Here is a 12,533-nt window from a genome sequence, read left to right as displayed (position 1 = left end):
GGTGTCGGGATGGGCGAACAGGAGTCAGCAGAGGCCATATTAGGCTCTCTAACCAAGAGCTGAAGGGCTGAACCTGTCACGAGTGGATAGTTGACCACTCTCTGATGTGTACGAGCAGAAGCCTCCCCGGAGGGCTCTCGATAACTGTATGGCGGGCCGGAAGCCCAAAGACTGTCGAAGCGCTCAGAGCACACAGGCGAGCGAATTCAGCGGAACGAAGCTCAGCCCGATAATGGGGGACAGGAACCGCCGTGGTACGGATCCGTTTGCCCGGTGGTGTGAGAGGACGGGGGAGGCGACTCCCCCTCCTACTCGATCTGTTTAAGCGGAGGCTTCTTCGTCGCTTTCGGGCTTGGCGCTGCCTTGGTGGGCAAGTGGGCTGGCTTGGTCTAAACGGGGGTGGTTATCCAAGAACTCCCGTTTGAGATCCGGCATGGCATCCAGCGCTTGAATGGTGTGGTGCAGCGCATGAATAGCGGCCAGCACGTCCTGAGTATTGCCGGTTTCCGAAATGGTGTGCATGTTGCGGATGGGGAAGCCCATGGAGGTGGCCGCGCTGTCGATGGAGGCCAGCACGCCCGCCATGCCGTCGGTGCCGGTATCTACACCCACAATGTCTCGCTGCATGGGGATGTCCTGCGTTTTCGCGGCGCTGGCGATGATGCGGTTGAGCTGCTCGCTGGCAATAGAACCCACCGACAGCGTAAAGCCTTTGCCCATCTCCAGCGATTGCATGCGCTTGTCGCCAATGCCAGGGGCGGCGACGTAGTCGTGATTTACATCCACGCCAATCAGCGCATCGGGCTTGAGTTCACCGGCCAGCACGCGGCTGCCGAAGCGGCCAATCTCTTCGTAGCTGGCAATGGCAAACATCACCCGCACTTTTTCGGTACCGCCCGCTTCGGCGATCAAGCGTGCGACTTCCGCCGTCACAAAGCATCCCAGGCCGTTATCCAGATACGCGCCGTAGAAGGTGTTCGGGCTAAAGCCAGGGCGAATGGGGCGGTTGAAGATAATCGAATCACCCGGACGCACGCCCAGGTTCAGCACCTGCTGCTTCTTGTTCTCGCCGTGAATCTGCAGGTCGAGATAGATCTGCTCTTTCTTAATGCCTTTGCTGCCATCGCGCTGGGCGGGGTCAGAAAAGTGGATAGCACCCAGCGCTTCCACCGTGCCGCCTTCAATGCTGCGGTAGCTGCCGGGGGCTTCCGGGTCTTCGCTGAACAGCGTGACTTCATGGCCGATCAATACGCCGGGCAGGAAGGAGTCGGTGTTGATCCAAATCTTGCCATCTTCACCAATCGAGCGAACCTGCATGCGGATTTTGTCCGCATGGCCGATGATCATCAGCTTGAACATATCATCGCGGCCTGGGTGGGTATCCAGCACCACGCCCGCATTGCCTTTAAACTGGTGCAAATGCCAGTCGCTGGGGGCGAAGCTCTCGAAGTAGGGCTTCAGCACGCCGTAGGTCATCGCGCCTTCCAGGCCAACAGGGCTGGGGGCCGCCAAAATATCGCGCATCAGTTTGAACTGCGCGTCGGGCATCGGTTGCGTCCAGGGTTTTGCAGTATCGCTCATCGTGCTTACTCGCTTATGACGGTGGTGAAACGTGAGAGTTAGTCTGCCAGATTCCGAGCACTAATGCGCTGCTTCCACATGCCACGTTTAGCCGATAGTACGGCGCTGGTTTCCGCGTATGATGGAAGATAGCTGGCTATCCATTGAAGCCACACTACCACAACAAAAATAGTGACGACGAGGGAGTGTCCATGCCTACTGCAAGCGTTCAGGCCCAGCGCTTTAAAGTGCTGTTGGCGGGGGTATTTAGCCAAATTTTATGTATCGGCATTGCGCGGTTTGCCTATACGCCGCTACTGCCGGTGATGCAGCAACAGAGCTGGGTTAGCGACGCCGATGGCGGCTGGCTAGCGGCGTTGAACTACGCAGGCTATATGCTAGGAGCGGTGCTGGCGGCCTCTATTCGCACGATTTATCTCAAAGACACGCTGTTTCGCATTGGCTTAGTGCTGGCCGTATTAACCACCGCCGGTATGGCGCTGACCGAACACTTTTGGGTATGGGCGGGGCTGCGCTTTTTGGCGGGGCTCTCCAGCAGTGGCTCGATGCTGTTGGCGTCAGGGCTGATTTTGCACTGGCTGATTCAGCACCGTCAGCGGGGCGAGCTGGGCATCCACTTTGCAGGTGTCGGCATTGGCATTGTGGTAGCGGCCTTAGCGGTAGAGCTGATGCTGGCGCTGGCAATGAACTGGCAAGCGCAGTGGTGGGGCTTTAGCGCCTTGGGGGCGGTGCTGCTGGTGCCTGCCTGGTGCTGGTTACCGCGCCCGGTAAAACCGGTGGTAGGCAGCGCTGCCAGTCATCAAGCACCTGCAACGCCGCCTAGCCGCACCTTTATGCGTCTTATGCTGCCCGCCTACTTTTGTGCGGGCTATGGCTATGTGATCAGCGCAACGTTTTTGGTCGCGATTGTGGAGCGCGAACCGCTGCTGGCCGGGGCCGGGAACTGGGCCTTTGCGTTGGTGGGGCTGGCCGCAGCCCCCGCCGTGATGCTGTGGGATTTAATCGCGCGGCGGATTGGTTACTTAGGCGCGCTGATTGTGGCCATGCTGGTGCAGGTAGTAGGCATTGTGCTGCCTGCGATCAGCCCAACGTTACCGGGCGTGTTGATTAGCGCAGTGCTCTACGGCGGCACGTTCCTGGGTTGCGTCAGTTTAGTGCTGACCATGGCGGGTAGGCTGTACCCTGCCAGCCCCGCCCGCTTGATGGGACAAATGACGTTGGCCTACGGCGCAGCGCAGATTGTGGCCCCTGCGCTCACCGGCATGCTCGCGGAAGCCTCTGGTCATTATTATGTGGGCCTATGGCTGGCTGGTGGCTTTGTGGGGGCCGGGGCGCTGCTGTTGGCGTGGTTGCGCAGAGTGGATCAAACCGCCCAGCGGCTAGATGCCGAGGCAAAAGCAAGCTATGCCACGCCGTGATACGTGGGCTTTCGCAGCAAAATCCACTAGGATAGGCGCTTTTTTCTGACAGGGTGGAAGGTCATGGCGTCTTCTGGGCAACCTCGCATTCAGTGGCTGGGCCGCTGGGGCTTTATGTTGGCAGCCACCGGTTCGGCGGTGGGGCTAGGCAATATTTGGAAATTCCCTTATATCACTGGGGAGTATGGCGGCGGTGCCTTCGTACTGGTCTATTTAGCGTGCATCTTAGCGGTGGGCGTACCGGTAATGATGACCGAAATTGCGTTTGGTCGCCGGGGGCGTGGTAGCCCCATTGATGCTATTCGCCGTGTAGTGAATGAGTCTGGCCGCTCCTCTATGTGGTCGCTGATTGGCTGGATGGCCATGCTGTGTGGCTTTATGGTGCTATCGTTTTACGTCGTGGTGGCCGGCTGGTCCTTCTCCTATTTATGGAAAATGCTCACCGGCGGCTTGGCGGGCACCAGTGTGGACGAGATGGCGGCCGTGTTTGGTGCCAATAACGCTAACCCGATCACGCTGGGTGGCTGGAGTACCCTGGTCACGCTGCTGACCATGATCATTGTCGGTAAAGGCGTTCAGGAAGGCATCGAGAAAAGCGTTAGCTGGATGATGCCGGGGCTGGTGCTCATGCTGGTGTTGCTGATTGGATTCGGCATGTTTTCCGGCGGTTTCGGCGACGCGGTTGATTTCCTGTTCTCTTTTAAGGCGGGCAGCCTCTCTAGTGAAGGGATGTTGGCGGCCTTGGGCCACGCTTTCTTTACGCTCTCATTGGCGTCGGGTGCCATCCTGACTTACGGCAGCTACTTGCCTAAAGATGCCTCCATTGGCCGCACGACGCTGAGCGTGGCCGTGGCGGATACCGTGGTAGCGCTGATGGCAGGGTTAGCAATTTTTCCAGTGATTTTTGCCAACGGCATGGACCCCGGTGAAGGCCCAGGGTTACTGTTTATGAGCCTGCCGTTAGCGTTCCAGGCGATGCCGCTGGGCACGCTGTTTGGAGCGCTGTTCTTCTTAATGCTCTCCATGGCCGCACTAACCTCCTCAATTTCCATGGTGGAAGCAACGGTCTCTTGGTTGTGCGATAACAAAGGCATGAGCCGTAAATCCGCCTCGTGGGCCACCGGTATTGTGCTGTGGCTGATCAGCACGCTGGCGATGCTGTCGTTCAACCTGGGCGCTGATTGGACGCTGGCAGGCAAGAACTTCTTTGATTGGCTGGACTACCTCACCTCCCGTTGGATGATGCCGCTGGGTGGCCTGGGCATGGTACTACTGGCCGGTTTTGTGCTGAAAAGCGAAACCTTCCGCGACGAGCTGGGGCTGGCGCCGCTGCCCTATACGCTGTGGCTGGCCATGGTGCGCTACGTGAGTCCGCTGGGTATTTTGGTGATTTTTGTCGATGCCCTAGGCTTGTATCAGGTCTCTTTTGCTGCCCATTGGCCGGTGCTGCTAGCGCTGCTGGTCCTGGTGGCAGTGGTGGGTGAAGCCATTAGCCCGCGCCTTCGCCAAGCGCTTTCCGCCCGCTAAGCGCTGCTGTTCACGCTTCACCCTGGCGGCGGCAATCGCGCCAGGGTGAGTGCCTGCCTCCATTAACTCATCCCAACAGGTGGTGTAGCGTCTTGAGCGGTGCTCACAGCGCAGCTGCCAAGGCGCGTCGGCGTCAGTCATCCCAAAGCGCAGCGTGCCTTGTCCCATCTTCTGATTAATCTCGTCTACCGCCTTCATCAAGTGAGGGTGCGCCTTGGTGGTTGGCTGTAGCAGAGAGAGCTGATACTGCTGTGCATCCACCAAGTCCAGCAGCATCACGCCTGCCTTCATAAACTGAAAGCCAGGGCGATACATCTGGTCGAGCCCTTCGCGAACGGCTTCCAGAATGGCGCGAGTATCGTCGGTGGGTGCTTCAAGCGGAATCATCGTGCTAGGCGACAGCTGGGGCTGGTCCTTGCGGTGGCGGTTGGTGTTTAAAAACAGTAGGACGGCGCGGGCAAGGCTGCCTTGCTGGCGCAATTTTTCGGCACTGCGCTGGGCGTGGCGGCGCAGCGCCGCGTGAAGCTCCTCTTTTACGCCGGTGGTTTTACCAAACGAGCGTGAGGTCATGATGCGCTGGCGGGGTTGCTCAACGGCATTCAACTCTAGGCAGGGCGTACCGCGCAGCTCTAAGGCGGTGCGGGCTAGAACCACCGAGAAGCGTTTGCGTAGCCGTTTGGGGTCGTGCTCCCGCAAATCCCAGGCGGTGCGAATGCCGCTGACCGCTAGTCGTTCGGCAAGGCGCCTGCCCACTCCCCACACATCGCTTACCGGCAGCTGTTTCAGCACTGCCTGGGTGGTAGCGCTTTCACCGTGGAGTAAACACACTCCTGCGTAGTGAGGCTGTTTTTTGGCTAGGTGATTGGCGAGCTTCGCCAGTGTATGCGTAGGGGCCAGCCCGATACACACCGGAAGCCCCAAATAGCGACGAATGCGGCGGCGCAGTGCTGTGCCCAGCGCTTGGCACTGGGTATCACTGAGGCCATCCAGATAAATAAACATCTCATCAATCGAGTAGGGGGCCACTTCGGGGCACGTATCGCGCAGCAGCTGGGCAAGCCTCGCTGACATATCGCCGTACAGCTCGTAGTTAGAAGAGAGCAGGTGGATTACCCCGCGGCGGCGTAGCCCCTCTAGCTGGTATGCGGGCGTGCCCATGGAGATCTCCATGGCTTTCATCTCTGCTGAGCGGGCAATCACGCAGCCGTCGTTATTCGACATCACACCAACGGGTTTGCCTTCCAACGCCGGATTGAACACCCGCTCACAGGAGACGTAAAAATTATTGGCATCCACCAGCCCGATCACGGCAGATACTCGTGAATCACCGCGCGCACCACACCCCATAGCTGGCAGTCGGTACCTTCCAGGGGCAGCGGCGGATAGTGGGGGTGGGCCGAGCAGAGGTGCGGCGTGCCGCGATGCAGCGCATAGCGTTTGATCAGCACTTCTTCATCCAGCATGGCGACCAAAATATGCCCTAGGCGCGGCGTGACGCTGCGGTCGACGACCAGTAAATCACCGTCAAAGATGCCCCAACCCTCCATGCTGTCCCCTGTCGCGGTGAGGTAAAACGTTTGGGTAGGGTGCTTGATCAGCCGCGCATTGAGGTCGAGAGTGCGCGGCTCGTAATCTTGGGCAGGAGAGGGAAAGCCGCTAAAGCCTGCACGGCCTGTGAGCAGAGGAAAAGGCAGCGGCTGAGAAGTTAACGGCAAGGCTGTCGCAACCACGGTTGTTGCAAAATGGATGGGTTGAGACGGCATCGTCGGCATCCTCATGAATAAATGGTGTGTTTATGTACAGTGTGTTTAAACAGTATTTATTCATGGGGGAGAAATTGCAAGCACTGCCCTCAGCGGGCTAACCATAGCCCCACGACTAGGGCGCTCACGACAGTAATAAAGAACACAAGGTTACGGGCGCGGGTATCGCGGCGAGGTTTCATGGCAATCTCCATCAAAAATTAACAGCGTCGTGGCCCATGGCCATGTAAAAGCAGCACAAGCGCTGCGCCGAGCATGGTAACGTTTGCACCATACTATGTGCATCGTAATGTTCACATTTACGAGCGTCACCTGACGCGCCAGTTTTTCGCTGTGAGACACCGATTTATGAACGACGCTTCTCGAGTAGGCACGGCTCCTCAGCCGCTTTCGCTGGCCAGCGGGCGGCTAGCGGCGCTGAGCTGGGGGCGTAGTGACGCGCCCACATGGCTAGCGCTGCATGGCTGGCTGGATAACGCGGCCAGCTTTTCACGCTTAGCCCCGCAGTTAGTGAACGCGCTGGGTATCCGTATCGTGGCGATTGATTTTCGCGGCCACGGGCACTCTGCCCATGCGCCTGCGGGCAGCGATTATGCGCTCTGGGATTACACCCATGATGTGCTGGATGCCATGGAAGCGTTGGGCCTTGAGCAGGCCACGCTGCTGGCCCACTCCATGGGGGCGGCGGTCTCTTGCCTGCTGGCCGCGGCGTTACCGGAGAAGGTCGCCCGGTTAATTCTGATTGACGGGTTAGGTGCGCTGAATACACCGGCACAAGAGACGCCCAGCCAACTGCGCAAAGGCTTAATCGCTCATCGGCGCCCGCCTTCCCGCGCGCCTCGTTACCCGGATATTGAGAGCGCCGTGGCGGCGCGTGTGGCGGGGGGCGTCACGCCACTAGATAGCATCACCGCCACGCCGCTGGTCGAGCGCAACACCCAGGCCACCGCCGATGGCAAAGTACAAATGCGTACCGATAGCCGCCTGCTCAAGCCCTCGCTGGTGCGCTTTACACCGCAGCAGGTGCTGGCCGTTTTGGCCGAAATCCAGGCGCCGGTGCTATTGATAGAAGGTGAGCGCGGTATTTTAGGCGAGCGCGCCTGGGCAGCCCAAGCAAGGCAGGCGGTGCCGCGACTCACCCGGCACGTGCTGGCAGGTGGCCACCATCTGCATTTGGAACCACAGGCCGTTGAGCGTGTGGCCGAGGTGATTTGCTTAGAAGGCTGCACGGCCAGTTAACGTCGCATCGAAAGAAAAGCGCGTGCGTATGAGACGCCATGCCACAAAGGAGGGGCAGATCGTGGTCAGCCAATTAACGGGGAGGACGCCGGGCGGTGGCAATAAAGTAGCGCTGGTGCTCGGTAGCGGCGGTGCTAGGGGGTATGCGCATATTGGCGTGATTGAAGCGCTGGAGGCGCGTGGTTTCGAGATTATTTCGATTGCCGGATGCTCCATGGGAGCGCTGATCGGCGGCATTTACGCCTCGGCCAAGCTACCGGAGTACCGGGAGTGGGTGTGTAACCTTGATTACTTGGACGTGCTCAAGCTGGTCGATGTGACCTGGAGCCCCATGGGGGCGATGCGTGCCAACAAAGTGATGAGCAAGCTGGAGGAGCTAGTGGGCGACCGGCTGATTGAAGACCTGCCCATTCCAGTGACCACCGTGGCCACCGACCTCGTGCGCCAGCGGGAAGTATGGTTTCAAAACGGCCCGCTGCTACGCGCCATTCGCGCCTCGATTGCGGTGCCAGGGGTGATTACCCCCGTGCACATTGGCGAACAGGTGCTGGTGGATGGCGGGTTACTCAACCCGCTGCCAATGATGCCAGTGTTGGCTGCCCATGAGGCGGATTTCGTGGTGGCGGTGAACGTCACCGCTCACAGCCCGCAGTCGGTCACGCTGGAGGAGCTGCTGCCACAAGAAGAGAGTAGCGACAGCCGCACCGCCCTGGAGCGGGACCGCGACGCCAATATTGGCGGCTGGATGGAGGAGGTGCGCGCGACCACGCGGCGGCTATGGGGTGGCCTAGGCGGCAGCAGTGAAGAGAGCGACGACGATGAAACAGTAGACCTGCGCGGCAAGCGCGAGTGGGGCAAGCTGGATATGATTCTGGAATCGTTTGATATTACCCAGGCAGCGCTAGCGAAGTACAAGGTGGCTGGCTACCCACCGGACGTGCTGATCGAAATTCCTAAAACGGTATGCAGCACCTACGAGTTTCACCGGGCGAAGGAGCTCATCCGCTTAGGCCGCCACTTGGCCGATGAAGCCTTGGAGCGGCGCATGCCTAGCATTGCCTCTGACGCTACTAAATAAACAACATGAATTACTGCCCGCGTTTGCGCAGCAAAATATACACCGCCCCGGTGCCGCCATCGATATCCGTGGCAGAGCAGAACGCCAGCACGCCGGGCCACTCGCGCAGCCACGCATTGGTGTGGCTTTTCAGTACCGGGAAATCAGAGGTGGTGCCCCAGGCTTTGCCATGCACCACCAGCACACAGCGCAGCCCTTGGCCTGCGGCATCGCGAAGAAAGCTCTCTAGCTCTAACCGCGCCTCTTCCAGGGTATAGCCGTGAAGGTCTAGCCCTGCCTGCCAGGCCATTTGGCCGCGCTTCAACTGGCTAAACGTGCGCCAGGGCAGGTCGGGCACGCTGAACTCTAAATACTCTGATGGCCGTACGGCTTCCACCCGACCATCAGACGTGCGCCCGCTGGTTTGCAGTGTATTGCTCTCTACCGCCGCTCGGCGGCGCGCTTCGCTGGCGTCTGACTGGCGTTTGGGCTTACCGGGGTCGGCTTGGTTGGTGGCAATACGGCGTACGCCTGCCGCCTGCAGCGCTTGGCGAAAGGCACTGATATCGTCATCGTTGGGCAGGTGTCGCGTCATGGTCGGCTCGAATCAACTAAGTAGTGGTGAAAAAAGGGGCGGTGGATAAAAAAAACGCTAAGGCGAGACAGTATAGCGAGCTTGGCGCTGCTGTGAACCGGGCAGCGTCAAAGGTACAATCCCCCAACGAACTTTTGACGCCAGGAGCCCTTGTGACCACGCACCTCTCTGATGAGTCCTCCCCCTCAACGCTATCACTGCCTGATACGGCGCTGATAAGCGATCTTTACACACTGCGGGACTATTTGCGCTGGGTATCCAGCGAATTCTATCTGGCGGGGTTGCACTATGGGCACGGCACGCAGTCACCCTGGGATGAGGCGGTCGCGCTCTGCTTAGGCGCGCTGCACCTGCCTTGGAACGTCGACCCCGCCGTGCTGGATGCGCGGCTGCTGCCAGTTGAGCGCGAGCGGATTATTCGCTTAGCCCGGGAGCGTGTCACCACGCGCCGCCCGTTGCCTTATCTACTGGGAGAGGCCTTCTTTGCAGGCTACCCGTTTAACGTGGATGAGCGCGTGCTGATTCCCCGCTCGCCGATTGCCGAGCTGATCGAAGATGGCTTTGCGGCCTGGTTTCCAGAAGAACCACCCGCCCGCGTGCTGGATTTATGCACCGGCTCCGGCTGCATTGGCATCGCCACGGCGCTGGTGCTGCCGACCTGCGAAGTGGCCCTGGCGGATATCAGCCAGGATGCCTTGGCCGTGGCACGGCAGAATATTACCCGCCACGATGTCGGCGACCGCGTGCGCGCCGTGGAATCGGACGTGTTCAACGGCCTGGAAGGGCAGCGCTTTGACCTGATCGTTTCCAACCCGCCCTATGTGGATGAGCGCGACTTAGCCACGATGCCCGCCGAATTTCGCCATGAGCCAGCCCTAGCGCTGGGCGCGGGCAGCGACGGTCTTGATATCGTGCGGCGTATTCTGCGCGAGGCCCGCGAGCACCTAACTTCAGAGGGCTGGCTGATTGTTGAAGTTGGCAACTCTGACCGCCATGTGGAGGCTGCCTTCCCCGAGGTGCCCTTTATCTGGCTTGAATTCGAGCGTGGCGGCCAGGGCGTGTTTGCCCTGAGCGCCGCTGAACTCGACGCCCATGCGGCGTCTTTTGCGTGAGGAATTAACGCCCATGTCTGGCAATACGTTTGGCAAACTGTTTACCGTCACCACTTTTGGCGAAAGCCACGGCCCCGCATTAGGGGCCATTGTGGATGGTTGCCCTCCTGGCATTGCGATTAGCGAAGAGGACCTGCAGGGCGATTTAGACCGTCGCCGCCCCGGCAGCTCGCGCCACACCACCCAGCGCAAAGAGCCGGATCAGGTGCGCATTCTTTCCGGCGTGTTTGAAGGCAAAACCACCGGCACCTCGATTGGCTTATTGATTGAGAATACCGACCAGCGCTCGAAAGATTACTCTAAGATCAAAGACCAGTTCCGCCCCGCCCACGCGGACTACACCTACCACCACAAGTATGGCCACCGGGACTACCGGGGTGGCGGCCGTTCCAGCGCCCGGGAAACTGCCATGCGCGTGGCGGCGGGTGCCATTGCCAAAAAGGTGCTGGCGGCACAGGGCATTCAAATCCGTGGCTATATGAGCCAGCTTGGCCCGATCAAGATCGAGTTTAAAAGCTGGGAGGCTGTCGATCAGAACGCCTTCTTCTGCCCCGACCCCGATAAAGTAGCCGAGCTGGAAAGCTACATGGATCAACTGCGACGGGACCAAGACTCCGTGGGCGCGGAAATTACCGTAATTGCCGATGGCGTACCCGTGGGCCTGGGCGAGCCAGTCTTCGACCGTCTGGATGCTGACCTAGCGCACGGTTTGATGAGCATTAATGCGGTAAAAGGGATCGAGATTGGCGCGGGCTTTGGCTGTATTGCTCAGCGCGGCAGCGAACACCGCGACGAGATGACACCGGAAGGCTTTCTCTCCAACCACGCGGGCGGCGTGCTGGGTGGTATTTCCAGCGGGCAGCCCATTGTGGCTCGGTTGGCACTGAAACCTACCTCCAGCATTACCACGCCGGGCCGCTCCATTGATGTCCATGGTGAACCAGTCGAAGTGATTACCAAAGGGCGTCACGACCCTTGTGTGGGCATTCGAGCGACGCCCATTGCCGAAGCCATGATGGCGATTACGCTGTTGGATCATTGGCTGCGCCACCGGGGCCAAAACGCTGATGTTAGCGTTGATACACCGCGATTAGGTCAGCGATAACGCCAAGGTGTGCTGAGTGGTTCGCTGCTACACTCAAGGAAGACGGTTAAGGAGTCGCCTATGAAAATTAACGTTGAGTTTGACCTGACGCCGGCTGAGTTTCGGCAGTCGCTGGGGTTGCCCGATGTGGAGGCCTTTCAGCAGAGCCTGCTGGATAATATTCAGCGGCAGATGGAATCGGGGGTAGAAGGTTATGACCCCATGAGCTTAATGCGCCCTTTCCTGCAGCAACCCATGATGCAGCAGGGGCTTTCACAGGGGCTTGCTAACTTTGGCACCTATCAGCAAATGATGCTGGATATGCTGCGTCAGGCCGGTAGTGCCCATACGGGTGGTGCCAGTAACGGCACCCAAGATAGCGAACCATCGTCAGCGGCAAACGAGAAAAGTACCAAGGCGAAAGCCACGGCCTCTTCTCGCTCTCGCGCCAAAGAGTAGGCGATAAAGGCGCTATCAAATACGTGGCACTGTGAGGCTGAGTCAGAGGCGGCTGTAGGGTATGCAGAGGGGCCGTAGGAAGCTCCTTGTTGCAAAGCAGCATGCTAAGCATTACTCTTTTTGCAGTGCAGCAATTTGCGATGTGATGAGCCACTCCAGGCTCATGCCAAGGAATGAGAGACAGGAGCAACCACAATGCAAGACAAAATGATGGACGCCTTTAACGCCCAAACTCGCCAGATGTTTGAGCCGATGCGCAAGATGAACTCGCTGATGCTCAATAACATGGAAAAAATGACCCAGTACCAGCTGGAAGCGATGAAACGCTACAGCCAGATGGGCACCGAGCGCATCCGCAGCGCGACAGAAATTAATGATGCCGAGAGCCTGCGCGATTTCGGTACCAAGCAAGCGGAAATGATGAACGAGCTTTCTCAGCAGATGCAGGAAGACGCACGGGTGATGAGCGAGATGAGCTTGCAGTTCAAATCTGAAATGGAAAAGCTGTTTAGCGAAGCCGGACAAAAAATGAGCGAACAAGTGAGCGCTACAGCCAAGGGTGAACAGCCCGCGAAGGCCTCAAGCCAGTCGTCTCGTAAAAGCTAATCGTCAGTAGTGTCCGCGGCGCCTTTGAGGCGCCGCGTTCTTTTACAGCGTTCTTAAGCGTGTTGCCAGGGCAACCATTGCTCAGTTGGTGA

The 12,533-nt window shown here is 59.0% G+C and carries 12 protein-coding genes; 8 read left to right on the top strand and 4 right to left on the bottom strand.

Annotated elements, in window-relative coordinates:
- Positions 1-321: 321 nt before the first annotated feature.
- Entirely contained in the window at positions 322-1,581 is a 1,260-nt protein-coding gene (locus tag A3220_RS08050; RefSeq protein ID WP_062374303.1) for a M20/M25/M40 family metallo-hydrolase, read from the bottom strand.
- A 191-nt stretch (positions 1,582-1,772) separates the two neighbouring features.
- On the opposite strand from A3220_RS08050, the gene A3220_RS08045 reads away from it, so the two are divergent.
- Together A3220_RS08045 and A3220_RS08040 are read left to right on the top strand one after the other, a co-directional pair.
- The gene (locus A3220_RS08045; RefSeq protein ID WP_044628248.1) at positions 1,773-2,999 is read left to right on the top strand and encodes a YbfB/YjiJ family MFS transporter; all 1,227 of its coding nucleotides are present in this window, start codon (positions 1,773-1,775) and stop codon (positions 2,997-2,999) included.
- A gap of 63 nt (positions 3,000-3,062) precedes the next feature.
- Positions 3,063-4,526: a sodium-dependent transporter gene (locus A3220_RS08040; RefSeq protein ID WP_044628247.1), complete on the top strand. Its 1,464-nt coding sequence runs from the start codon at positions 3,063-3,065 to the stop codon at positions 4,524-4,526.
- Here A3220_RS08040 and A3220_RS08035 read toward each other — a convergent pair.
- Both A3220_RS08035 and A3220_RS08030 read right to left on the bottom strand, forming a co-directional pair.
- Positions 4,449-5,834 (bottom strand): Y-family DNA polymerase, encoded by a 1,386-nt coding sequence (locus tag A3220_RS08035; RefSeq protein ID WP_044628246.1) that lies wholly within the window; start codon positions 5,832-5,834, stop codon positions 4,449-4,451. The genes A3220_RS08040 and A3220_RS08035 overlap by 78 nt on opposite strands.
- Entirely contained in the window at positions 5,831-6,289 is a 459-nt protein-coding gene (locus tag A3220_RS08030) for a S24 family peptidase (RefSeq protein WP_044628245.1), read from the bottom strand. The genes A3220_RS08035 and A3220_RS08030 overlap by 4 nt, the downstream gene beginning before the upstream one ends.
- Before the next feature lie 348 nt (positions 6,290-6,637).
- On the opposite strand from A3220_RS08030, the gene A3220_RS08025 reads away from it, so the two are divergent.
- Both A3220_RS08025 and A3220_RS08020 read left to right on the top strand, forming a co-directional pair.
- Entirely contained in the window at positions 6,638-7,528 is an 891-nt protein-coding gene (locus A3220_RS08025) for an alpha/beta hydrolase (RefSeq protein ID WP_044628262.1), read from the top strand.
- Positions 7,529-7,589: 61 nt separating this feature from the next.
- Positions 7,590-8,606: a patatin-like phospholipase family protein gene (locus A3220_RS08020; RefSeq protein ID WP_044628244.1), complete on the top strand. Its 1,017-nt coding sequence runs from the start codon at positions 7,590-7,592 to the stop codon at positions 8,604-8,606.
- 10 nt (positions 8,607-8,616) lie between these two features.
- Here A3220_RS08020 and A3220_RS08015 read toward each other — a convergent pair whose 3' ends face one another.
- Positions 8,617-9,180, bottom strand: a complete 564-nt coding sequence (locus tag A3220_RS08015) for a Smr/MutS family protein (protein ID WP_062359166.1) — start codon at positions 9,178-9,180, stop codon at positions 8,617-8,619.
- A 152-nt stretch (positions 9,181-9,332) separates the two neighbouring features.
- On the opposite strand from A3220_RS08015, the gene prmB reads away from it, so the two are divergent.
- The 4 genes from prmB to A3220_RS07995 all read left to right on the top strand — a co-directional run bounded on the left by prmB (position 9,333) and on the right by A3220_RS07995 (position 12,441).
- Positions 9,333-10,292 carry a 50S ribosomal protein L3 N(5)-glutamine methyltransferase gene (prmB, locus tag A3220_RS08010; RefSeq protein WP_044628242.1) on the top strand — a complete coding sequence of 320 codons (960 nt, stop codon included), beginning with the start codon at positions 9,333-9,335 and terminating at the stop codon, positions 10,290-10,292.
- Between the two features lie 13 nt (positions 10,293-10,305).
- Positions 10,306-11,397 carry a chorismate synthase gene (aroC, locus tag A3220_RS08005; protein ID WP_062374301.1) on the top strand — a complete coding sequence of 364 codons (1,092 nt, stop codon included), beginning with the start codon at positions 10,306-10,308 and terminating at the stop codon, positions 11,395-11,397.
- A gap of 60 nt (positions 11,398-11,457) precedes the next feature.
- Positions 11,458-11,835 (top strand): hypothetical protein, encoded by a 378-nt coding sequence (locus tag A3220_RS08000; protein ID WP_054640858.1) that lies wholly within the window; start codon positions 11,458-11,460, stop codon positions 11,833-11,835.
- A gap of 195 nt (positions 11,836-12,030) precedes the next feature.
- Complete coding sequence (locus tag A3220_RS07995) at positions 12,031-12,441, top strand: phasin family protein (protein WP_044628239.1); 411 nt, start codon at positions 12,031-12,033, stop codon at positions 12,439-12,441.
- The last annotated feature ends 92 nt before the right edge of the window (positions 12,442-12,533 follow it).

The organism is Halomonas sp. KX33721 (genome assembly GCF_001596805.1).
GTDB lineage: Bacteria > Pseudomonadota > Gammaproteobacteria > Pseudomonadales > Halomonadaceae > Vreelandella > Vreelandella aquamarina.
Note: the sequence above shows the minus strand (reverse complement) of the source record. Positions and strands in the feature narration are given on the sequence as shown.

Bases quoted from the DNA above. Each gene is read 5' to 3' on its own strand.
- A3220_RS08050 (WP_062374303.1), bottom strand. From the start codon at position 1,581: ATGAGCGATACTGCAAAACCCTGGACGCAACCGATGCCCGACGCGCAG.
- A3220_RS08045 (WP_044628248.1), top strand. From the start codon at position 1,773: ATGCCTACTGCAAGCGTTCAGGCCCAGCGCTTTAAAGTGCTGTTGGCG.
- A3220_RS08040 (WP_044628247.1), top strand. From the start codon at position 3,063: ATGGCGTCTTCTGGGCAACCTCGCATTCAGTGGCTGGGCCGCTGGGGC.
- A3220_RS08030 (WP_044628245.1), bottom strand. From the start codon at position 6,289: ATGCCGTCTCAACCCATCCATTTTGCAACAACCGTGGTTGCGACAGCC.
- A3220_RS08025 (WP_044628262.1), top strand. From the start codon at position 6,638: ATGAACGACGCTTCTCGAGTAGGCACGGCTCCTCAGCCGCTTTCGCTG.
- A3220_RS08015 (WP_062359166.1), bottom strand. From the start codon at position 9,180: ATGACGCGACACCTGCCCAACGATGACGATATCAGTGCCTTTCGCCAA.
- aroC (WP_062374301.1), top strand. From the start codon at position 10,306: ATGTCTGGCAATACGTTTGGCAAACTGTTTACCGTCACCACTTTTGGC.
- A3220_RS08000 (WP_054640858.1), top strand. From the start codon at position 11,458: ATGAAAATTAACGTTGAGTTTGACCTGACGCCGGCTGAGTTTCGGCAG.
- A3220_RS07995 (WP_044628239.1), top strand. From the start codon at position 12,031: ATGCAAGACAAAATGATGGACGCCTTTAACGCCCAAACTCGCCAGATG.